Origin of the sequence: Mycobacterium lehmannii, from assembly GCF_001499925.1 — a bacterium.
Taxonomy (GTDB): domain Bacteria; phylum Actinomycetota; class Actinomycetes; order Mycobacteriales; family Mycobacteriaceae; genus Mycobacterium; species Mycobacterium lehmannii.
The window spans coordinates 12,978-35,066 of record NZ_LQIR01000023.1; the positions used below are offsets into that span (position 1 = coordinate 12,978).

The following is a 22,089-nucleotide window of genomic DNA, read 5'->3' on the forward strand; positions in this document are numbered from 1 at the left end:
CTAGGCGGACGACTCGAGCTCTGACAGCACCGCGGCGCTGTCCATCTGCGCGACCTCCAGGTACACGTCGGCGACGGCGTTGAGCCGCTCGTCATCGGGTTCGCGGCCCAGGAGTCGTTCGGCGAGTTTGGCGACGCACCGGGCGGCGAACATGTCGGTGACCAACACCGTCGGGGTGTCCAGCCAGTCGCGCACCCGGGCGATCACCTGGGTGGCCAGCACGGAATCCCCTCCGAGGGAGAAGAAGTCGTCGTCGGTACCCACGCGGACGTCGTCGTCGACATCGAGCACGTCTTCGACGATCGCCACCAACGCCGACTCCAATGGTGTGGCCGGCGCCCGGTACTCCTGTGCCGCAGGCGGTTCCACGTCAGCGAGCAGCCGCGCCACGGCCTTGCGGTCGATCTTGCCGTTGACGGTGAACGGGATTCGGTCGGACACCGCGATGATCTTCGGGATCATGTGGGCGGGCACGAGATCGGTCATGGCCTCGGTGACCGTCCGCGCATCGACTGCGGGGTCGTCGGTGCGTACCAACGCCGCGAGCACATCGCGTTCGCCGGGAATGACGGCGGCGACCGCGGCGTCGATTCCGGCGACCCGCTTGAGGGCGGCCTCGACCTCACCGAGTTCGATGCGGTATCCGCTGATCTTGACCCGGTGGTCGACACGGCCGACGAACTCCAGCGTCCCGTCGGGAAGATAGCGGACGAGATCGCCGGTGCGGTACCAGGTTCGGCCGTCGTGCTCGACGAACTTCTCGGCCGTCAGGTCGGGTCGCCCGCGGTATCCACGCGCAATGCCGCGGCCGGTGAACCACAGTTCGCCGGGCACCCAGTCGGGGCAGTCCGACCCGTCGGCGGCCACCACGCGGCAGGCGTTGTTCGGGAACGGGGTCCCGTAGGGCACCGACGTCCAGTGCGCGGACGGATCGTCGACCTCGCAGATCGTGCCGTGCACCGCGGTCTCGGTCGCCCCGCCCAAACCGGCGGCGCGAACGCCCGGAGCCGAGTCGCGCAGGGCTCGAATCAGTTCCGGTCGCACCCAGTCGCCGCCGAGCAGCACAACCCGCAAACTCGTCAGGCGGTCACCGCCGACCTCGAGCAGCATGTCGAGCCATCCGGGCATCCAGTTCAGGAATGTCACCCCGTGCTGCTGGATCAACCGCGCCCAGGCGTCCGGATCGCGGCGTTGATCCTCGTCGACCACAACGACCGCACCGCCCGCGCGCAGCAGCGCGAAGATTTCCAGCACCGACATGTCGGCCTCCAACGAGGCCAGCGCCAGGCTGCGATCGCCCCGGTGCAACCCGAAGTGCTCGGAGACGAACTCGATGGTGTTCATCACCGCGTCGTGGGTGAGCTCCACACCCTTGGGCTCGCCGGTCGAACCCGAGGTGAACAGCACGTAGGCAAGCGAATTCGGGTCGGTCTGGACAGGTTGCGCGTCGGCGCCGCGGGTGACCGCGTCGGCGACGGCGATGACCGGCACGCCCGTGTGGTTCGTCTGCGCGCCGCCGCATACCAGGACCGCGGCCACCGTGCTCGACTCGAGAATCCGGGCGGTGCGCTCAGCGGGTTGGTCCGCACCGATCGGGAGATAGGCGGCGCCCGCCGCGAGGATGCCGAGCACCGCAGGAATCTGTTCGGCACACTTGGGACCGATCAGCGCGACGAGATCACCGGGCCGAACCCCGTTGTCGCGCAACGTCGCCGCCACGCTCAGGGCCCGGACGCGAAGTCCTCCATAGGTCAGCTCGCCGTCGCTGCTGAACACCGCCGGGGCCTCGGGGTCGGCGAGCGCTCGGTTGAAGAACCCGTCGTGGATCGCCTCACCGCTCGGCGGCGCGGTGGTGCTGTTGACCGCCTGCCGCACGGCTCGCTGCGCCTCGGGCACCGCGGGCGGATCGGGTGCGTCCCAGGCGGCGTCGTCGGTCGCGAGCCGGGTCAGCTCGGCGAGGTGGTAGGCGAACATCTCCTCGGCCACGCCGGCCCGGAACGCGTCGACGCGCACATCCCAGTTGATCATCAGGCCGTCGGCGAGCGGGGTGGCCTGCGCGTCGATGAGCACCTGCGGGCCTTGCGAGATCGTCCAGACCGGTGCCCCGAACTGGTCGGTGACCTCGCCGGCGAACAGGTCGCCGAGCCCCAGTGCGCTGGTGTAGACGATCGGCGCCAGCACCTGGTGGCCGCGGTGGCGGCCGAGGTCGCGCAACACCGACAGGCCCGAGTACCTCGAGTGCCGTGCGGTGTTGTGCAGGGTCTCCTGCACGGCGCGTGCCCGCTGTGCGGGCGTGCGGGCTTCGGTGAGGTCGATGTCGAGCATCAAGGAGGACGTGAAGCAGCCGACGAGTCTCTCGACGTCGGGATGGAACGGCTCACGGCCGAACATCGGCAGGTTCAGCAGGAACCGCGAACCGCTCGACCAGCGCGCCAGCGCATGGGAATACGACGCCGCGACGGCCATCGCGGGCGTGATGCCACGACGGTGCGCGGCGGCGAACAAGGCGTCGCGGGTCGGGACGTCGAAGATGTGCCAGAGCCGCACGCTGCGCCGGGGGTTGTCCTGTTCGGCAGGCGGAATCAGCGGCAGCGCGGGCGATTCGGGAAGGTCGGGGATGCGCTCGGCCCACCACCGCACATCCTCGTCCGAGGGGCCCGGATCGGACGCGGCCAGTGCGGCGCGGTACTCCCGGTAGGTGTAACCCAGATCGGGAAGATCACCGCCGAGGTAGAACACCGCGAGGTCGGCCATGAACTTGCGGTAGCTCACCGCGTCGGCGGCGTTCATGTCCATGTCGACGTGCAGCCGGGTGCGACCGTCGGGACGCAGCGACAAGCTCAACTCCAGCACGTCACCGTCGAGGATCTGGTGCGATTTCTCGTGCCGGATGGACTCGAGTCGCTGCTCGGCGGCCTCGGCGTCGAGGTCACGCAGGTCGTGGACCGTCACGGGCAAGCCGCGGTCACCGATGCGCTGCGTCCCGTCGGGAAGGATCTCGACGCGCAACATCGGATGGCGCGCAATGAGTTTGGTGGCCGCGTGCTGCAACCGCTCGGGGTCGACGCCGGCACCGTCGAATTCGACGTACAGGTGCGCCGCAACGCCGCCGAGCTGCTGATCGTCGTTGCGGCCCAACCACATCGCGTGCTGCATCGGCGCCAACGGGAAGGGTTGGTCCTCGTCGCCGGTCTGCGCGGGCTCGGCCGCCGGTTCGGCGCCGCCGCCACCGGACCGCTCGGCCACCAGTGCCGACCACGCCGCCACGGTCGGGTTCTCCGCGAGAGCGGCGAAGTTGATGTCCATGCCCTGTTTGCGCCACCGGCCCGACAGCGACATCATGCGGATCGAGTCGAGCCCGGAGGCGATCAGGTCGGCGTGCGGGTCGACCTCGTCGGGACTCACCCCGAGGAGCTCGGCGACCTCCTCGCGGACGGTGCGATCGGTCGTTCGCTCTGTCGACGATCCAGTCTCACCCACACCCACGACGTGTCCTCCGGATTAGTACAGGCTGCCCTAACTAACGCGGGGCACGCTACCTTATATGCGACCTACCGAACACACCTACCCCAAGGGGTCGCATCCTTCATGAGCACCGGTTTCGAGCAGCGCCCGCAGGCAGATCAACCGCTTCAGAAAGGCGGGCTCGGCGACCTCATGACGGGTTTCGTGCCGTTCCCCGCAGACCGCGCCGACGAGTACCGTCGCGCGGGCTACTGGACCGATGAACCACTCGAGTCGATCCTCAAAGATGCGGTCGCGGCGTGGCCCGATCGGACCGCCGTCATCGACGACCACGTCAGCTACACGTTCGCCGAACTCGATGAGCGCGCCGAGCGGATCGCGGCGGCGCTGGCCGAGTACGGCATCCTCCCCGGCGACCGCATGCTGCTGCAGTTGCCGAACACCTGCGAGTTCGCCGTTGCGTTGTTCGGTGTGCTGCGGGCCGGCGTCGTCCCGGTGATGTGCCTGCCGGGGCACAGGTCGGCGGAGCTGAACCATTTCGCCGCGGTCAGCGGTGCGGTGGGCCTGATCGTGCCAGATTCGGTCGGCGGGTTCGACTACCGCGAACTCGCCGACGAACTCGTCAGAAACAACCCGGCGCTACGGCACGTGTTCGTCCACGGCGACCCGGGCCGGTTCCAATCCTGTTCCACGCTGGCCGATTTCGACGGTCCTCTGGCCGAGCGACCGCCGGCCGACCCCGACGCGCCCGCCCTCCTTCTCGTGTCGGGTGGCACCACCGGACTGCCGAAGCTCATCGCCCGCACCCACAACGACTACCTCTACACCGCCAGGACGAGCGCGCAGGAGTGCCACCTGACCGGCGATGACGTCTACCTCGTGGTATTGCCCGCCGGGCACAATTTCCCGCTGGCTTGCCCGGGACTGCTGGGGTCGATGACCGTCGGAGCGACATCGGTTTTCACCACCGACGCCAGTCCGGAGGCCGCGTTCGCGCTGATCGACCGGCACAGGGTCACGGTCACCGCGCTGGTCAACGCGCTGGCCAAGGTGTGGACCCAGGCGTGCGAGTGGGAGCCGGTGCTTCCGACGGGGCTGCGGCTCGTCCAGGTCGGCGGTTCGCGGATGACACCGCAGGAGGCCGAGTACATCCTGTCCGGGCTCACGCCCGGGCTGCAGCAGATCTTCGGCATGGCCGAGGGCATGCTCAACTTCACCCGTCCCGGCGATCCGGTCGACGTCGTGGTCAACACCCAGGGCAGGCCGATGTCGCCGCACGACGAGATGCGCGTGGTCGACGAGTCCGGCGCGCAGGTGGTGCCCGGTCAAGAGGGCGAGCTGCTGGTGCGCGGCCCCTACACGCTCAACGGCTACTACCGCGCCGAGGAGGCGAACGCGCGCTCGTTCACTCCGGACGGCTTCTACCGCAGCGGCGACCGCGTCCGGATCTTCCCCGACGGCCCGCGCGCCGGCTACGTCGAGGTGACCGGCCGCATCAAGGACGTCATCCACCGCGGCGGTGAGACGGTGTCGGCGTCGGACCTCGAAGAGCATCTGTTCGCCCACCCGGCGGTCTACACCGCCGCGGCGGTGGCACTGCCCGACGAGTTTCTCGGCGAGAAGATCTGCGCCGCAGTCGTGTTCAAGGGCGCCCCGATCACCCTGGCCGAGCTCAACAAGTTCCTCGACGAGCGGGGGGTCTCGGCGCACTGCAGGCCCGACGTGCTGGCACCGCTACCCACGCTGCCCAAGACCGCGGTCGGCAAGGTCGACAAGAAGAAGGTCGTCGCTGCGCTGACGTCATGACCCCGCGCGGGCGGCGCCGGTCAGGACACCTCGACCGTCTCCGCACCCTCCGGTGCGCCGAGCAGCTCGACGAGGCGTTCGGAGACCGCCGCCGCCGTCGGGTACTCCCACAGCAGCGTCGGCGGTAACGACAACCCGGTCTGCTTCTCCAGCTGCTTGAGCAACCCGACCGTCATGATCGAGTCCACGCCGACCTCCACCAGCGGCAAACCGGTGTCGACGTCGGCCTCGGCCACGCCCAGCTGTGCGGCCACCGCGGCGGTGACGACCTGGGCGACGCGTTCGGGATCGGCGTCCACCAGGCTCGCCTCCGGCGCATCGTCGCCTCCGGGGGCATCGAGTTCGGTCGGGGCCACATCGGCCAGCATCGGCACCGACGCCGCCGCCGAAAGGAGCGGCAGCACAACGACGTTCGGATCGTCGTGGCGCATCGCCAGGTCGAGTGCGCGCATCGCCTCATCCGCCCCGATGGTGTCCATGCCCAGCGCGTCCAGTTGCGCCGCCACGAACCCGGACGTCGAGCCCATGCCCAGGCCACGCCACGCGGTCCAGGCGACGCTGACGGTGCGGTCACCGAGCGCCCGCCGGTGGCGCGCCATTCCGTCGAGGAACGAGTTCGCGCATGCGTAGGCGCCCTGGCCGGGGAAGCCGGCGAGGTAGCCGCACGACGAGAACAGCACCAGCCAGTCCAACTGTTCGGGTGGGAAGACTTCGTGAAGGGTCAGCGTCCCGTCGACCTTGGGACGCATCGCCGCGGTGAAGTCCTCGGGCGTCGTGTTGACCAACAGCGCACCCGCTTCGACACCGGCGGCGTGGATCACCCCGCGCACCGGAGGCAGGTCGCGCAGCGCGGCGCGCAGCGCGGCGGCCGCCCCTGCCGCGGCGATGTCCAACGCCACCACGCGCACGGACACACCGCGCTCCTCGAGTGCGGTGACCGTGTGGACCAGATCCGAATCCGGTTGCCACTGCGAACGATCGGGCATGCCGGTGCGGGAGAGCAACACCAGTCGCCGCGCGCCGATGTCAGCAAGCCGCTGCGCCATCCGCAAGCCGAGCGCACCGGTGCCGCCGGTGATGACATAGGTGCCGCCTGCCGAGCATTGCATCGGCGCTCCGGTCCCCCGCCCCGCCGCGGACAGCCGAGCCGATTGGGCCGCACCGTCGCGGAAGGCCACGACCGGATGGCCCTGCACCGATGAGAGGACTCCGACCGGCAGTTCGGCTGCGGCCACGTCGATCACACCGCCGAAGGTCTTCGGGTGTTCGGCGGCAGCGACCCTTGCCAGACCCCACAGCGGTGCGTGCGCCACGTTCGCGCCCTCGTACACGCCCTGCGTGAGCACCCACATCCTCGCCTTGGCGCCGTGGTCGAGCAACCCGCGCAGCGTCTGCGTCACCACAGCGACCGACTGTTCCGGTGTGTCGTGCGCGTTCGGGAGCACCAGCACGACGGTGTCGCGGCCGAACGACTCAGCCGCAGAGGTGATCTCGGCCGCATCGCGGTAAAGCGCATGCGGCACCTCGGCAGCCGACAGGTCCCGCGTCACGAACTCGCGGATGGCGGCGTCTCCGCCGACGATCACGACCGCCCCGGGCCGGCTGTCGGGCTGCCACGGCACCGGCTGCCACGAGAGCCGGTGCAGCATCCGGGAAACATCGCTGCCGGACGGGTTTTCCAGCTCCTCGAACGACATGCCAGTCAGCGAGGCGAGGACCTTGCCGGACTCTTCGGCGAGTAAGACATCGGTCGTGGTGGTTCCGCGCCTGCGCCGAACGTGCAGCAGCGCCACCGCCGGCGGTCGGCCGTGCACCTGCACGCGGTCGATGTGGGCGGGCATCCGCAGTCGCGGTGGCCCGTCGAACACCGTGGAGGCCGCCGAGGTCGCCGCGTCCAGCAGCGGGGCCCAGGTGTCCGGTGTCGTACGGTCCCCGCGCGCGGCGACCTTGGCGAGCAGTTCGCCGTCGCCGCCGTGCAGTTCGAGGATCTCCCAGTCGAAGCCCATCGCGGCCACACCCAGCGTCGCCAGCGTGTCCACCACGTGGTTCGACGGCAGTAGATCACGGCAGCCGTCGCGTGCGGACGACTCGTCGAGTACCTCCCCGAGGAGGTCTTCGATGTCGTCGTCGGCTGCGACCACCGCGCTGCTGTGGGTCAACCAGCCGCCGTCGACGGTGTCCTCGTCGTCGTCGACGAGGCGTGTGGCCAACGTCAGCCCGTGGTCCTGCAGGACCACCTGCACGTCGCGGGCGCGTCCCGGCGCCACCGGGGTGCGCAGCCGGACGTCGACGAGGTCCCTGCCCGCGCGGTCGCAGCGCGTGTCCAGCTCGTTGGCGGCACCGAGAAAGGTATTGACGATGACGGCGGCGGGCACGATTTCGGTGCCCTTCACCGGGTGGTCGCCCGGATACGGGCGGGAGTCCAGGTCCACGCGCGTCTGCCACATCTTGGAAGCGACCGCGCCGGTCACCTCGATCCGGCCGCCGAGCAGGGTGTGGGTGTCGACGTCGTGCACACCTCGCCCGCCTGGCGGAGAGGTGGGAGTGCGCCAGAAGTGGCGGTGGTGCCACTGCGTCACCGGGAGATCTGCCACCCAGGACGCCGACGACAGCTGGTGCTCGATCGGCGCGCCGTGGCAGTGCAGTGCGGCGACCGCGGTTGCCACCGAATGCATCTGGGGGCGCTCACGACGTAACAGCGGCACGACCGCGTGCTGGTCGGCGCCGGCTGTCGTGAGCGTCTCGACGATCGAGTGCGCCACCACCGGGTGCGCCGACACCTCGAGGAACAGCCGATGCCCGTCCTCGATGGCCGCCGAAACGGCTTCAGCGAACCGCACCCGGTCGCGCAGGTTGGCCACCCAATAGTGCTGATCGCGTGGCGCCGCCGAGCGGGGATCAGCCAACGCCGTTGTGTACAGCGGAATCTCAGGTGTGCGTGACGGCGGAAGCAAAGCGGTGAGGCGTCCGAGCTCGCCGGTCAGCGCGTCCATCGCGGGGCTGTGGAAGGCGACGTCGGTGTTGACGCGACGCACCATGAAGCCTTGCTCGGTCCACTCCTGGCAGACGTCCTCGACCGCATCGACCGTGCCGGATATCACTGTCGACTCCAGCGACGCGCTGATCGCCGCCACCACGTCGGTCTGGCCGGCCAGCCGCCGTTCGGCTTCGGCGAACGGGAGCCGCACGAGCGCCATCGCGCCCTTGCCCATCACCGACCGGAAGCCGCGGGCGCGGTAACCCGCCACCGCGGCGCCGCCGGTGAGGTCGAAAACCCCCGCCGTGACGCAGGCCGCGACCTCGCCGACTGAGTGTCCGATGACCGCGGCCGGGGTGACGCCGCGCGAGCGCAGCATCGCGGCCAGACCCACCTGCATCGCGAACGTCAGCGCCTGCACCTGGTCGGTCCCGCCGAGCTCTCCGGTGGTCAGCGCCTGGCGCGCCGAGAATCCCAGCTCCGCGGTGAACACCGGATCGATCGCGTCGATCACAGCGGCGAATTCCGGTGCCGCCATGAGCAGTTCGCCACCCATACCGGCCCAGTGCGAGCCGTGGCCGGAGAACACCCAGACCGCGCCGTTGGCCGCGGCCGGCAGCACGGTACCGGTGACCACCGAGGGGTCGGGGACGTCGTCGGCCAGTGCGGTCAGCGCGGCCGCCGCACCGTTGGCGTCGTCGGCAACGACGGCCGCCCTGGCCGGTTCGTGCGAACGTCGCGTCCACAGCGTCGTCGCGACGTCGTCGATCGGGACGGGATGGTCTCGCAGGTATTCGGCCAGCGCACCCGCCTGGGTGCGCACCCGGGCGACGTTGCGCGCCGAGACGGGAATGATCGCCGGAAGTCGTTGTGCGGGTTCATCTTGCGTGGACGGTGGCGCATCGGGCGCTTCCTCCAGGAGCACGTGGGCAATGGTCCCGCCGTAGCCGTAACTGCACACCGCGGCCCGCCGCGGCGCACCGTCGGAACTGTCCCAGGGCTCGACCCGCGTCGGGACCCGCAGGCCGCTGTTGGCCCAGTCGACGGCCGGCGTCAGCGAGGTGATGCCCGCCGTCGGGGGAATGGTCCGATGATGCAGTGCCAGTGCGGCTTTGATGAGCCCCACCACGCCGGCGCCGCCCTCGAGGTGGCCGACGTTGGGCTTCACCGACCCGATCCGGCACGGCGCGTCGGCGGGCCGGTCGGCGCCGTAGACCGACGCGAGCGCCCCGACCTCGGTGGGGTCGCCGGAGGGAGTGCCGGTGCCGTGCGCTTCGACGAAGCCGACGCTCGCGGGCGCGATGCCGGCGAAGTGGCATGCGCGCCGGAACATGTCGGCCTGCGCGTCGCCGTTGGGCGACATGATGCCGACGGTGCGCCCGTCCTGCGCCACCGCGCCGCCCCGCACCACCGCGTAGACGTGGTCGCCGTCGCGCATGGCGTCGGCGAGGCGCTTGAGCACCACCACGCCTGCGCCTTCGCCACGCCCGTAGCCGTCGGCCGAGGCGTCGAAGGTCTTGCATCTGCCGTCGGGCGCGGTCGCGCCCGCCACGTCGAGCACCCGGGTCAGACCCGGTCCGATCAGTGCGCTGACCCCGCCGGCCAGCGCCAGCGACGTCTCACCGGCATTGAGCATCTGGCACGCCTGGTGCACCGCGACCAGCGAGGCCGCGCACGCCGCGTCGAGAGCGACGCTGGGGCCGCGCAGGTCGAGCAGGTGTGAGACGCGGTTGGCGATGCCGCACAGCGACGTGCCGATGCCGGTCCAGGCTTCGATGCCCGGCAGGTCTTCCATGATCAGCTTGCCGTAGTCGTCGGAGTTGACGCCCATCAGCACCGCGGTGTCGCTGCCCGCCAACGACTTCGGCGGAACGCCGGCGTGCTCGAGCGCCTCCCAGCTCACCTCGAGCGCCAACCGCTGCTGGGGGTCCATCAGCTCGGCCTCGCGCGGTGAGACGCCGAAGAACTCGGCGTCGAACCCGGCCAGGTCGTCGAGGAACGTTCCCCACCGGGTGACATCCTTGAGCACCGCCGCATTGCGGGGATCCCGCTGAAGGTATGGCTCCCAGCGCTCCGGCGGAACTTCGCGCACGTCGCTGCCGCCGTCGAGCAGGAAGGTCCAGAACTGTTCCGGCGTGCCGATCGCACCGGCAACGCGGCAGCCGATCCCGATGATCGCGACCGCGTCGGGGCGTGCGGAATCCTCGGATGGGGCGGTATCGGTCACGTCAGCTTTGTCCCGAAGCCTGGATAGCCTTGCCTAAGAAGCCACACGCCATGGCCGCAATACTGGCATAACCGGGCTCATTTGTGGAACCTACGCAGGCCTGCCGAACGTGGTGCCGATCACGTTCGAATTAGCTTGCCGCGACGTCAATCCGCCGACGGTCGAGGCACGTACGAAACGTCACAAGGTGCGGACGGCGAGCGGTTGGTCGCTGCCCGACACCCGGATGTCGATGCTGCGGATCTCCGCGGTGGGGATGCTTGTCGCCGCCGACAGCCCGGTCGCCTCGTCTCCGGCCGGACGCCACGAACCCACGGTCGTCTGGACGCCGTCGCGCGTGGTCACCACGATGTCGTAGCTGTCGACGTCGCGCGCCCAGTCCTTGGTGTACTCACAGGCCCAGTTGAGCTCGGTGCCCCACTTCTTCTCGGTGACCGCCAGCTGCGCGGTCAGGCCCTGACGCTGACCCGGCTGCATCGGCTCCATCGCCACCGTCTGCACCGACGACGTGCGGGGAAAGACCGTCGCGCCCACGACGCCGCCGAGGACCGCCAGAGCCGCCGCAACCGCGATGGTCGCCGCGAGCATCGTGCGCCGTGAGCGCCGTTGCCGCTTGGCGGCGGCCTGCGCCAGTGAGGCGACGTCAGCTGAGTGATCGACAGCGGACCCCTCGTCCGCATCGATCAGTGCCGCGGCCTCCTCGCGGCTGAGCGCGGCCAGCATCGCGGGCATCTCGGCCAGGCCGGCCACCTCGGCGGCACGCGCCGGGTTCGCGGCGAGGTAGTCCTCGTAGGCGCGACGGTCCTCCGGGCTCAGCGCGCCGAGCACGTAGGCCGCATCCCATTCGGCGAGGTCGGCGACGGGTGTCCGGTCGAACTTGTCGCTCATTGGACCACCCCCCTTTCCTGCAGCGCCATCCGCAACGCCCGCAACCCGTAATGGAGCCTGGACTTGACGGTGCCCGGGGCGATCCGCTCGTGTGCGGCGATGTCGGCGACAGTTTGCCCGAAATAGTAGGCGCGCACTATGGCGGTGCGGTGGTCGGCGCTGAGCGATTTCAGCGCCTCGGCCAGCACCCACTTGTCGACCGCGGGACCGATCGCGTCGAGTGACGGCCGCTCGGGCAGGTCGTCGGTCTGCAGTTCCCGGCTGAACCGAGCGCTGCGTCGGTCGTCGATGACGAGGTTGCGTGCGACGGTGAACAGCCATGCCCGCGCGGCGTCGCCCGGCTGTTGCAGGATCTCGGGTTTGCGCCACAGCCTCAGCAGCGCTTCCTGCACCACGTCCTCGGCGAACGGCGTATCGCCGCGGGTCAGCCGCAGCACGTATCGCAGCAGCGCCTGGCTGTGCTCGTCGTGAATCGCGCGCAGCAACTCGGCCCGCGCGGGGTCGGGAGTCATCGCTCATCCACCGCAGTCGTCATCGCTGATCACTACGACGTCCACCAGAGAATCGTTCAATGTCCGGCGCGCGAACGTGAGCTTATGGGCGAATTTTGGAGCCGAAGCTCCCCGGCGGTCAGTCCAGCAGGTCGCGGACCACCGCGTCGGCCAGCAGCCTGCCGCGGTCGGTGAGCACCAGACGGTCCCCGGCGCGGCTCAACAGCCCGTCGGCGACCGCGACGTCGGCGCGCTCCCGTTCGGGCGCACTGAGCACGCTCGCCGGCAGCCCGTCACGCAACCGCACCCGCAGCATCACGTCCTCGATGTGCAGCGTGCCGGCGTCGAGGTGCTCGTAATCGGCGACCGGCAGTCGACCATCGGTCAACGTTTGGGCGTACGCGCTCGGATGCTTGACGTTCCACCAGCGCACGGAGTCGACGAAACCGTGCGCACCCGGTCCGGCACCCCACCACTGGCCGCCGTTCCAGTAGCCGATGTTGTGTCGGCACTCACCGCCGGGCCTGCTCCAGTTCGACACCTCGTACCAGGCGAAACCGGCGCCGGCCAGACGCGCGTCGAGCAGCTCGTAGCGGCGGGCCAGCACGTCGTCGTCGGTCGGTTCGAGCTCGCCGCGGCGCACCCGCCGGGCCATCGCCGTCCCGTCCTCGATGACCAGTGCGTAGGCCGAGACGTGGTCGACGCCGGCCTCGACGACGGTGTCGACCGAGCGCAGCAGGTCGTCGTCGGACTCCCCCGGCGTGCCGTAGATCAGGTCGAGGTTGACGTGGTCGAACCCGGCCGCGCGGGCCTCCCGCGCCGCGGCGAGCGCCCGGCCCGGCGAGTGTGCGCGGTCGAGGGCCGCCAACACATGGGCAGCCGCCGACTGCATGCCCAGCGAGACCCGGGTGTATCCGGCCGCCAGCAGCTGGTCGAACAGCTGCGGAGACGTCGATTCCGGGTTGGCTTCCGTGGTGACCTCGGCACCCGGCGCCAGTGGGAAGTGCGCGCGCACGGCGTCGAGAACCGCGGCCAGGCCGGGCCCGCCCAGCAGCGACGGTGTGCCCCCGCCGACGAACACGCTGTCGACCTGTGGGATGCGGCCCAGGTGCGCGGCCGCCTGCGCCAACTCGATCCGCAGCGCCGCAAGCCACCCGTCCGGATTCGCGCCGCCCAGCTCGCCGGGTGTGTAGGTGTTGAAGTCGCAGTAGCCGCAGCGGGTCGCGCAGAACGGCACGTGGATGTAGATGCCGAACGGCCGCCCCCGCGCGGGGGTCATCGCCGGCAGCACCCGCGCACGGTTCTCGGCAGCTACGGTTCGGGCCATGTCAGCAATTGTCCGCCTGCCGCGAGATTGCACTCAGGCAGGCGTGCTCTCGAACTTCTGATGCGTGGATGCAATCTCGACGAGGTTCTGCTCGCCGTGAGCGCAAATCTCGCCCGGTTAGGGCAGGTGCGGCGATTCGTGGCACAATGGCCGACGTGACTGCCCCCCGCATCTTCCCCAAGCGTGTATCGCTGGTGGTGCGTCGGCACGTCGACTTCAAGCGCGTGTGTACGTGTTGCTGTCTGCCTTGACGCGCTTGATCTAGACCCAGCCCATCCGTACTTCAGCTGGCCGCCGGATCTGCGCCGCCGGACAGCCCCGGCGATGACGCGCGATCCGGCTCCTCAAAGGAGCCAAACCATGACCACAGCGGAATCCAAGCCGAAACCCGCGAAAAAGCCCCGCGCCGAGGGCCAGTGGGCCCACGGTTACCGCGAGCCGCTCAACGCCAACGAGCAGTTCAAAAAGGACGACGACGCACTCAACGTGCGCGCCCGCATCATCGACATCTACTCCAAGACCGGTTTCGACGGCATCGACAAGCAGGACCTGCGCGGCCGGTTCCGCTGGATGGGCCTGTACACCCAGCGTGAGCAGGGCTACGACGGCACGTGGACCGGTGACGAGAACGCCGACCTGCTCGAAGCCAAGTACTTCATGATGCGGGTGCGCTGCGACGGCAAGGCGTTGTCGGCCGCCGCGCTACGCACACTGGGCCAGATCTCCATCGACTTCGCCCGCGACACCGCCGACATCTCCGACCGGATGAACCTGCAGTACCACTGGCTCGAGGTCGAGAACGTGCCCGAGATCTGGGACCGGCTGGCCGCGCACGGTCTGCAGACCACCGAGGCGTGCGGCGACTGCCCCCGCGGAATGCTGGGCTCACCGCTGGCCGGCGAATCGCTGGAGGAAGTGCTCGATCCGACACCCGCCCTCGACGAGATCGTGCGGCGCTACATCGGCAACCCCGAGTACTCCAACCTGCCGCGCAAGTACAAGACCGCGATCTCGGGTCTGCAGGACGTCGCCCACGAGGTCAACGACATCTCCTTCATCGGGGTGAACCACCCCGAACACGGCCCAGGGCTGGATCTGTGGGTGGGTGGCGGTCTGTCAACCAACCCGATGCTGGCGCAGCGGCTCGGGGCGTGGGTTCCGCTTGACGAGGTGGCCGACGTGTGGGAGGCGGTCACTGCGGTTTTCCGCGACTACGGGTATCGGCGGCTGCGGTCCAAGGCCCGGCTCAAGTTCCTGATCAAGGACTGGGGCGTCGAAAAGTTCCGCCAGGTGCTCGAGGACGAGTACCTGGGTCGCAAGCTGATCGACGGGCCCGCACCCGAACCGGTCAAACACCCGATCGACCATGTCGGCATCCAGAAACTGAAGAACGGGCGCAACGCCGTCGGCGTCGCACCCATCGCGGGCAGGGTCTCCGGCACCATCCTGACCAAGGTGGCCGATCTCGCCGAGGCGGCGGGGTCGGACCGCATCCGGTTCACCCCTTACCAGAAGCTGATCATCCTCGACGTGGCCGATGACAAGCTCGCCGAGCTGACCGCGGGCCTCGAGGCACTCGGGCTGCCGCCGGAGCCGTCGCATTGGCGCAAGAACCTGATGGCCTGCACGGGTATCGAGTTCTGCAAGTTGTCGTTCACCGAGACGCGGACCCGCGCGCAGGTTCTGGTCCCCGAGCTGGAGAAGCGGCTCGAGGACATCAACGCGCAGCTCGACGTGCCGATCACCGTGAATATCAACGGCTGCCCGAACTCGTGCGCGCGCATCCAGGTCGCCGACATCGGGTTCAAGGGCCAGATGGTCGACGACGGTGACGGCAACTCGGTCGAGGGTTTCCAGGTACACCTGGGCGGAAGCCTCGGTTTGGACAGCGGGTTCGGCCGCAAGCTGCGCCAACACAAGGTGCTGTCCAGTGAGCTCGGCGACTATATCGACCGGGTCGTTCGCAACTTCGTGAAACAACGAGAGCAGGGCGAGCGTTTCGCTACGTGGGCCATACGAGCAGACGAGGCGGACTTGAGGTGACCGATTTGACCACGGAGGCCGATCTGCAGGCGCTCGCCGAGCGCGCCGCGGGCGAACTCGAGGGTGCAAGCGCAGAGGAGCTGCTGCGCTGGACCGACGAGAATTTCGGCGGGAGTTACGTGGTGGCGTCGAACATGCAGGACGCCGTGTTGATCGATCTGGCTGCAAAGGTGCGGCCCGGCGTGGACATCCTCTTCCTCGACACGGGGTACCACTTCGTCGAGACGATCGGTACCCGCGACGCCGTCGAGGCGGTCTACGACGTCAACATCGTCAACGTCACCGCCGAGAAGAGCGTGGCCGAGCAGAACGAGTTGTTCGGCAAGGACCTGTTCGCGCGCGAGCCCAACGAGTGCTGCCGCATGCGCAAGGTCGAGCCGCTTTCGGCGGCGCTGCGCGGTTACTCGGCCTGGGTGACCGGCATCCGCCGCGTCGAGGCGCCCACGCGCGCCAACGCGCCGTTCATCAGCTGGGACAAGGCTTTCGGGCTGGTGAAGATCAATCCGTTGGCGGCCTGGACCGACGAGGACATGCAGAACTACATCGACACCCGCGGCGTGCTCGTCAATCCGCTCGTCTACGAGGGCTATCCGTCGATCGGCTGCGCACCGTGCACGGCCAAGCCCGTCGAAGGCGCCGATCCGCGCAGCGGCCGCTGGGCAGGCACCGGCAAGATCGAATGCGGGCTGCACGCATCGTGAGGTCACTGTGACCCTCGTGCTGACCGCGCACGGCAGCGCCGACCCACGCTCGGCGGCGGTGACGCATGCGGTGGCAGGCCGGATTCGGCGTCTGCGTCCGTGGCTCGACGTGCGTCCGGCGTTCCTGGAACAGAACGGCCCCAGCCTGCTCGACACCCTGAGCGGGCTGCACGCCCCGGCCGTGGTCGTACCCTTCCTGTTGGCCAGCGCTTTTCACGCGCGGGTCGACATCCCTTCGGTCGTCGAGCAGTCGGGCGCGGTGGTCGATCGGGCCGAGGTGCTCGGCGAGGACCCGGCGCTGTTGAGCGTGCTGCGGCAGCGACTGGCCGAGCTCGGGGTCTCCCCCGACGACGACGGCCTTGGCGTCCTCGTCGTCGCGGTCGGCTCGTCACATCCCGCCGCGAACGCCAGGACCGCCACGGTCGCTCAGTCCCTGCGCTCTGGAACGCGCTGGGCGGGAGCCGAAGTCGCGTTCGCCACCGGACCGTATGCGAGTATCCCGGAGACCGCCGCCCACCTGCGTGCCCGCGGGGCCCGACGCCTGGTCATCGCCCCGTGGTTTCTGGCGCACGGCCGGATCACCGATCGCGTCGCCGAATACGCTGGGGCTCAAGGTATTGCGATGGCCGAACCGCTCGGCTCGCACAACCTCGTCGCGGCGACGGTGATGGACCGGTACGACGCGATCACCGCCACTCAGACCGTCGCTGCGTAGTCCTCAGGGCCGGACCTCGAATACGTTGTTGAACGGCGTCTGCGCGGCCAGCCGGAAACGTCGGAATCCGGCCGCTGTCACGACATCTCGAATGCGGGCCGGGCCGGCCTGAGTGCCGAGCGCCGTCCCGACCGGTTGAGCCAATGACGACGGTGTGCACAGCAACGTGGAAAAGCCGTAGTACGCGCGCCCGATCGGGTTGAGGTTGTCTTCCACCCTGTCGCCGGCGGCCGGCTCGACCACCATCCATGTGCCGTCCTCAGCGATGACCTCCCGCACGTGGCGTGCGGCGCCGATCGGATCGCCCATGTCGTGCAAGCAGTCGAACATCGTGACCAGGTCGTACGGCCCACCCGCGAACGCGTCCGCGGCCGCGGTCTGGAAGCTGACCGCTCCCGGCATCCCGTTTCGCTCGCGGGCCACCTCGATGGATTCCGCATGGCCGTCCACGCCGACGAACGTCGAGGCGGGAAAGCCTTCGGCCATCAGCAGCGTCGACGCTCCGTGTCCACAACCGACATCGGCGACACGGGCGCCGCTCCTGAGTTTTTCGACGACACCGTCCAACGCCGGGATCCAGTCATCGACCAGATGTGCGGCGTAGGTCGGGCGGAAGAACCGTTCGCACCCGACGTGGACGTCGGAATTGTGATCCCCCCAAGCGACGCCGACGCCTGCGCGGGCCGCCTCGAAGATGCGTCCGGCATCCGATGCGGTTCCGTGCGCGATCTGGAAGAGACCGCCGACGAAGGCCGGGCTTGTTTCGTCGGTGAGCGCGACGGCTTGCTCGGCCGGCAATCGATAGCGACCGGTCGCCGAGTGGTATTCGACGAAGGCGCCTGCGGTTTGGGCGTTGAGCCACTCCCTGGCGTAGTGCTCGTCGGTGCCGGTGCGTTCGGCCATCTCGGCGGGGGTACTCGGCCCGTGCTCGACAAGCGACCGGTAGTACCCGAGGCGGTCGCCCATCACGACGAGGGCGCAGTTGAGTGCCGCGCCGGCCTCCTCGACCGCGCGGAAGACGAATTCCATCAGTTTGTCCGGATCGACCTGGGTCGGGGTGCTGGTGTCCATGCGAGCAACACAACCAGGAAATCAGACCCGCGGAATGGGGCAATTGCCCCATTCTTGGGCCCAGCTGAATCAGGCCTTTGTCAACGCCTCGTCGTCGGCATCGTCGCTCGGCGGGACGTGCGGCCCGCCCGGCAACGGCGGCACCCGGGTGGCGCGGACGTAGACGGTGTCCCCCTCCTTGAGGGCGAGCGCCTCGGCGTCACCACGGGTGATCTGCGCGGTGAACGGCGTCTGGTCGGTAGCGCTGTGCAACTCGACACGAACTTCGAAGCCCAGCATGACGATTCGGTCGATGGTCGCGCGCAACACACCCGTGGACTTCACCGAGTCATCGCTGGAGCCGATCGCCATGTCCGGGTTGCGGCCGACGCGGATGTCGTGCGGCCGAACCAGCGCACCATTCAGCGAGGAAACCGCACCGAGAAACGACATCACGAACGCGTTGGCCGGTGAGTCGTAAACCTCTTCGGGAGAACCGACCTGCTCGATGCGGCCCTTGTTGAGCACCGCGATCCGGTCGGCGACGTCGAGCGCCTCGGACTGATCGTGCGTCACCAGCACCGTGGTGACGTGCACCTCTTCATGCAGCCGACGCAGCCAGGCCCGAAGGTCCTCGCGCACTTTGGCGTCCAGCGCCCCGAACGGTTCGTCCAGCAACAGCACTTGCGGGTCGACGGCCAGCGCGCGGGCCAGCGCCATGCGCTGGCGCTGGCCGCCGGAAAGTTGGTTCGGGTAGCGGGTCTGGAAACCGGCCAGCCCCACCACTTCGAGGAGATTGTCGACCTTCTGTTTGATTTCGGACTTGGGCCGCTTGCGGATCTTCAGCCCGAACGCGACGTTGTCGCGCACTGTCAGGTGCTTGAACGCCGCATAGTGCTGGAACACGAACCCGATACCGCGCCGCTGCGGTGGCACGTCGGTGACGTCGCGGCCGTTGATCGTCACGGTGCCGGAATCGGGCTGATCCAGCCCGGCGATGGCCCGCAGCAGCGTCGACTTACCCGACCCGCTGGGTCCGAGCAGCGCGGTCAGCGAACCGGACGGCACCTCGAAGTCGACGTTGTCCAGCGCGGCGAAGTCACCGTAGTGCTTGTTCGCGCCGCGCACGACGATCGCGTTCGTCATCTTTTCTCCCTACGCCTACTTGCCCGCCCGGACCCGCCGCGCGTCGAGGATCACCTGCGCGACCAACACCACCACCGCCACCGCCATCAGCAACGTCGACACCGCATAGGCGCCGTGCTCGGCACCGCGCGTGTAGCGGTCCGACACCAACAGTGTGAGCGTCTGCGAGCTTCCCGGCAGGTTGGACGACACCATCAACACCGCGCCGTATTCGCCGAGGGTGCGCGCGATCGTCAGCACGATGCCGTAGGTCAGACCCCACCGGATCGACGGCAGCGTGACCCGCCAGAACGTCTGCCACCACTGCGAACCCAGCGTTGCCGCGGCCTCTTCCTGATCGGTGCCGATCTCGTGCAGCACCGGTTCGACCTCACGAATCACGAACGGCACGGTGACGAAGATGCTGGCCAGCACGATGCCGGGAATCCCGAAGATGATCTTGAACCCGAGGCTGTTCTCGACGAACCCGAACAGACCCGCCGATCCCCACAACAGGATCAGCGCGACGCCGACCACCACCGGCGACACTGCGAACGGCAGGTCGATGATGGCCTGCATCACGCTTTTGCCACGGAACTTGTTGCGCGCCAACACCAGTGCCGTCGGTACACCGAACAGCACGTTGAGCGGCACCACGATCGCGACCACCAGCAGCGACAGGTTCAGAGCCGAAATCGCCGCCGGTGTGCTGATCGACCCAATGAAGGCGCCGATGCCCGGCGAGAAAGTGCGCCACAGGATCAGCCCCACCGGCACCACGACCAGGATCGTGATGTAGGCCAGCGCAAGATAGCGCAGCAGGTGTTTGACCGCAGGCGAAAGAATCACTGCTCCATCGCGTCCCGTCGGGCGGCGCGCGATCCGATCGCACGCAGAATCAACAGCACGACAAACGAGATGGCCAGCAGCACAATCGAAATAGCGGCGGCGCCGGTGCGGTCGTCGTTCTCGATCAGGGTTCGGATCCACTGCGAGGAGACCTCGGTCTCACCGGGCACGGCGCCGCCGATCAGCACCACCGAGCCGAACTCGCCGATCGCGCGGGAGAACGCCAGACCGGCGCCCGACAGCAGCGACGGCAGAAGTGCGGGCAACATCACGCGGGTGAAGATGACCCAGTTGTTGGCGCCCAACGATGCCGCGGCTTCCTCGATTTCGCGGTCCAGTTCCAGCAGCACCGGCTGCACCGACCGCACGACGAACGGCAGGGTGACGAACAGCAACGCCACCCCGATGCCCCACTTGGTGTGCTGCAGATGCAGCCCGACCGGGCTGGCGGGGCCGTAGAGCGCCAGCATCACCAGGCTGGCGACGATCGTCGGCAACGCGAACGGCAGGTCGATCACCGAGTCGACGAGCCGCTTGCCGACGAAGTCGTCGCGGGTCAGCACCCACGCCACCAGCAGCCCGAACACCAAATTGACCGCCGTCACCCCGAACGACACGGTCAGCGTCACCTTGAACGACGCGACGGCAGCGTTCGAGGTGACCGCGAACCAGAACGCCTGCCATCCGCCGCCGGCCGACTGCCAGAGGATCGCGGCCAGCGGCAGCAGCACGATCAGGCTCAACCAAATCGACGCGGCCCCCACCCGCAGCGACGTCGTCCCATGACGACGCTCGAGCAGTCGGGACGCCCGGCCCGGCTCACCACCGGTGAACTCGGGCCGGGACACCACGGAAGAGGTCATCCCGTCGCCTGGGTGTAGATCTTGGTGATCGTGCCGTTGTCCTTGTCGAACAGCTCGGGATCAAGCGTCTCCCAGCCTCCGAGGTCGTCAACGGTCCAAAGTTTTGCCGGTGCGGGGAACTTGCCCCGGAACTCCTCGAGCACCGCGGGATCGACGGGCCGGAAACCGGCTTCGGCCCACAGCTTCTGCGCCTCGGGGGTGTAGATGAAGTTCTTCAGCGCGTTCGCCTTGTCCAGATGCCTGCTCGACGTCACCACGGCGACCGGGTTCTCGATCTTGAAGGTTTCCGGAGGGTTCACGTACTCCAGGTCGAAGTGCAGCGCCTCGTTCTCGTAGGCCAGCAGCACGTCGCCACTGCCCTGCCGGAACACGTCGGTGGCCTCGCGGCCCGAACTCGGGCGCAGCTTGATGTGCTGGGTCACCAGTTCGGTGACGTAGTCGAGACCGGCCTGCGGATCCTGACCGCCCTTGCTGGCCCATGCGTACGGCGCCAACAGGTTCCACTTGGCCGACCCGGAGCTCAGCGGGCTCGGCGTGATGACCTCGACGCCGGGCTTGAGCAGATCGGGCCAGTCCCTGATGTTCTTGGGGTTGCCGGGCCGCACAGCGAAGCTCACCACGGATCCGAACGGGATGCCCTTGGTGGCGTCGGCGTTCCAGTCCTCGGTGACCTTGTCGGCCTTGACGAGCCGGGTGATGTCCGGCTCGACGGAGAAGTTCACGATGTCGGCGGGCTTACCGTCGACGACGGCGCGCGACTGGTCGCCCGAGGCGCCGTACGACGTCGTGACGCCGACACCTTTACCTTCCGGTGTCGCGGCGAACGCGGGAATGACCTTGCTCCAGCCGGGCTCGGGCACCGCGTAGGCGACCAGCGTCAGCGTCGTGTCGGCGCTGTCCCCACCGCTGTCACCGACCACATCGCTCGAGCCGCCTGCGCATGCGGCGAGCACTGTGGCGGTGGTGGCCAGCGCCGCCGCGGCGCGCCAGGTTCTGCGGATGTTGACCATCGGGGACCTTTCGTTGGGGGACTTCGGTGGAACCCGACCCGACGGGAAGGCGATGGATCAGCGCGAGGCGTCATCTGACAGCCGTTACCGACACCGAACCGCGGACGGGCGGAGGAGTCAGCAACAACAACAGACATCGGCAACAGCGCTGAAACTCACGGCAATGAGGGCCAGAACATGGCCGCTCTTGTTGCCGGACGCTGTTTGCATGGCGCGAAGCCTAACAGAGTTCGGGCAACCTGCTCGGTGAGGGATTCGGCGGCCTCAACGAGTGAACAGCCACATGACGATCACCAGGATCACCAGGAGGACGAGCACCAACGTCACCCGCGACCGCGGCATCCCGCCGCTCATCGGTCGGCATCCCGCTCGTCATGGCGAACATGGCGCCACAACCTGATCCCGTTACCGAGGGCGCCGTCGAGCACGACCGCGGTGCCGTACGCCAACGCGAGCACCACCGGCATCACCACCGCGGTCTGGGCGACGAACGGCAGGCCGGTGAGCCAGAGCTCGACACCGTCCCACCAACTCAGAAAGCCACCCACGCGG

The 22,089-nt window shown here is 68.7% G+C and carries 16 protein-coding genes; 4 read left to right on the plus strand and 12 right to left on the minus strand.

Annotated features, from left to right (window positions below; genetic code table 11):
- Positions 1-3,486, minus strand: a complete 3,486-nt coding sequence (locus AU192_RS13010) for a non-ribosomal peptide synthetase (protein ID WP_064396742.1) — start codon at positions 3,484-3,486, stop codon at positions 1-3.
- A gap of 102 nt (positions 3,487-3,588) precedes the next feature.
- Between AU192_RS13010 and AU192_RS13015 the strand changes: the two genes are divergently transcribed.
- Positions 3,589-5,271, plus strand: coding sequence for a (2,3-dihydroxybenzoyl)adenylate synthase (locus AU192_RS13015; protein ID WP_064396744.1), 1,683 nt, complete (start codon positions 3,589-3,591; stop codon positions 5,269-5,271).
- A gap of 20 nt (positions 5,272-5,291) precedes the next feature.
- Here the strand turns inward: AU192_RS13015 and AU192_RS13020 are convergent, their stop codons facing one another.
- The 4 genes from AU192_RS13020 to hemW form a co-directional block, all read right to left on the minus strand.
- On the minus strand, positions 5,292-10,475 hold the full coding sequence (locus AU192_RS13020; RefSeq protein WP_064396745.1) for a type I polyketide synthase: 5,184 nt from the start codon (positions 10,473-10,475) through the stop codon (positions 5,292-5,294).
- Positions 10,476-10,655: 180 nt separating this feature from the next.
- Positions 10,656-11,363 (minus strand): anti-sigma factor family protein, encoded by a 708-nt coding sequence (locus AU192_RS13025; RefSeq protein WP_064396748.1) that lies wholly within the window; start codon positions 11,361-11,363, stop codon positions 10,656-10,658.
- Positions 11,360-11,875 (minus strand): sigma-70 family RNA polymerase sigma factor, encoded by a 516-nt coding sequence (locus AU192_RS13030; RefSeq protein ID WP_064396751.1) that lies wholly within the window; start codon positions 11,873-11,875, stop codon positions 11,360-11,362. The genes AU192_RS13025 and AU192_RS13030 overlap by 4 nt, the downstream gene beginning before the upstream one ends.
- A gap of 118 nt (positions 11,876-11,993) precedes the next feature.
- Entirely contained in the window at positions 11,994-13,133 is a 1,140-nt protein-coding gene (gene hemW / locus AU192_RS13035; RefSeq protein WP_242656952.1) for a radical SAM family heme chaperone HemW, read from the minus strand.
- A gap of 408 nt (positions 13,134-13,541) precedes the next feature.
- Here hemW and AU192_RS13040 point away from each other — a divergent pair, with 408 nt between their 5' ends.
- Genes AU192_RS13040 through AU192_RS13050 form a run of 3 tightly spaced genes read left to right on the plus strand, consistent with a single transcriptional unit; the run spans position 13,542 to position 16,640 of the window.
- On the plus strand, positions 13,542-15,224 hold the full coding sequence (locus tag AU192_RS13040) for a nitrite/sulfite reductase (protein ID WP_064396755.1): 1,683 nt from the start codon (positions 13,542-13,544) through the stop codon (positions 15,222-15,224).
- Positions 15,221-15,925 carry a phosphoadenylyl-sulfate reductase gene (locus tag AU192_RS13045; protein ID WP_064396756.1) on the plus strand — a complete coding sequence of 235 codons (705 nt, stop codon included), beginning with the start codon at positions 15,221-15,223 and terminating at the stop codon, positions 15,923-15,925. Before AU192_RS13040 ends, AU192_RS13045 begins: the two co-directional genes overlap by 4 nt.
- Before the next feature lie 7 nt (positions 15,926-15,932).
- A complete protein-coding gene (locus tag AU192_RS13050; protein WP_064396758.1) occupies positions 15,933-16,640 on the plus strand; it encodes a sirohydrochlorin chelatase in 708 nt (235 codons plus the stop codon).
- A gap of 3 nt (positions 16,641-16,643) precedes the next feature.
- Here the strand turns inward: AU192_RS13050 and AU192_RS13055 are convergent, their stop codons facing one another.
- From AU192_RS13055 to AU192_RS13080, 7 genes are all read right to left on the minus strand, one after another.
- Complete coding sequence (locus tag AU192_RS13055; RefSeq protein WP_064396760.1) at positions 16,644-17,711, minus strand: class I SAM-dependent methyltransferase; 1,068 nt, start codon at positions 17,709-17,711, stop codon at positions 16,644-16,646.
- A 69-nt stretch (positions 17,712-17,780) separates the two neighbouring features.
- Positions 17,781-18,836 carry a sulfate/molybdate ABC transporter ATP-binding protein gene (locus AU192_RS13060; protein WP_064396761.1) on the minus strand — a complete coding sequence of 352 codons (1,056 nt, stop codon included), beginning with the start codon at positions 18,834-18,836 and terminating at the stop codon, positions 17,781-17,783.
- A gap of 15 nt (positions 18,837-18,851) precedes the next feature.
- On the minus strand, positions 18,852-19,664 hold the full coding sequence (cysW, locus tag AU192_RS13065; RefSeq protein WP_064396763.1) for a sulfate ABC transporter permease subunit CysW: 813 nt from the start codon (positions 19,662-19,664) through the stop codon (positions 18,852-18,854).
- Positions 19,661-20,527, minus strand: coding sequence for a sulfate ABC transporter permease subunit CysT (cysT, locus tag AU192_RS13070; protein ID WP_064396766.1), 867 nt, complete (start codon positions 20,525-20,527; stop codon positions 19,661-19,663). The genes cysW and cysT overlap by 4 nt, the downstream gene beginning before the upstream one ends.
- Complete coding sequence (locus AU192_RS13075) at positions 20,524-21,537, minus strand: sulfate ABC transporter substrate-binding protein (RefSeq protein WP_064396767.1); 1,014 nt, start codon at positions 21,535-21,537, stop codon at positions 20,524-20,526. The genes cysT and AU192_RS13075 overlap by 4 nt, the downstream gene beginning before the upstream one ends.
- Before the next feature lie 117 nt (positions 21,538-21,654).
- Positions 21,655-21,747, minus strand: a complete 93-nt coding sequence (locus AU192_RS26280; RefSeq protein ID WP_353612094.1) for an Ms4533A family Cys-rich leader peptide — start codon at positions 21,745-21,747, stop codon at positions 21,655-21,657.
- 140 nt (positions 21,748-21,887) lie between these two features.
- Positions 21,888-22,085, minus strand: a complete 198-nt coding sequence (locus AU192_RS13080; RefSeq protein ID WP_064396769.1) for a hypothetical protein — start codon at positions 22,083-22,085, stop codon at positions 21,888-21,890.
- Positions 22,086-22,089 lie beyond the last annotated feature (4 nt).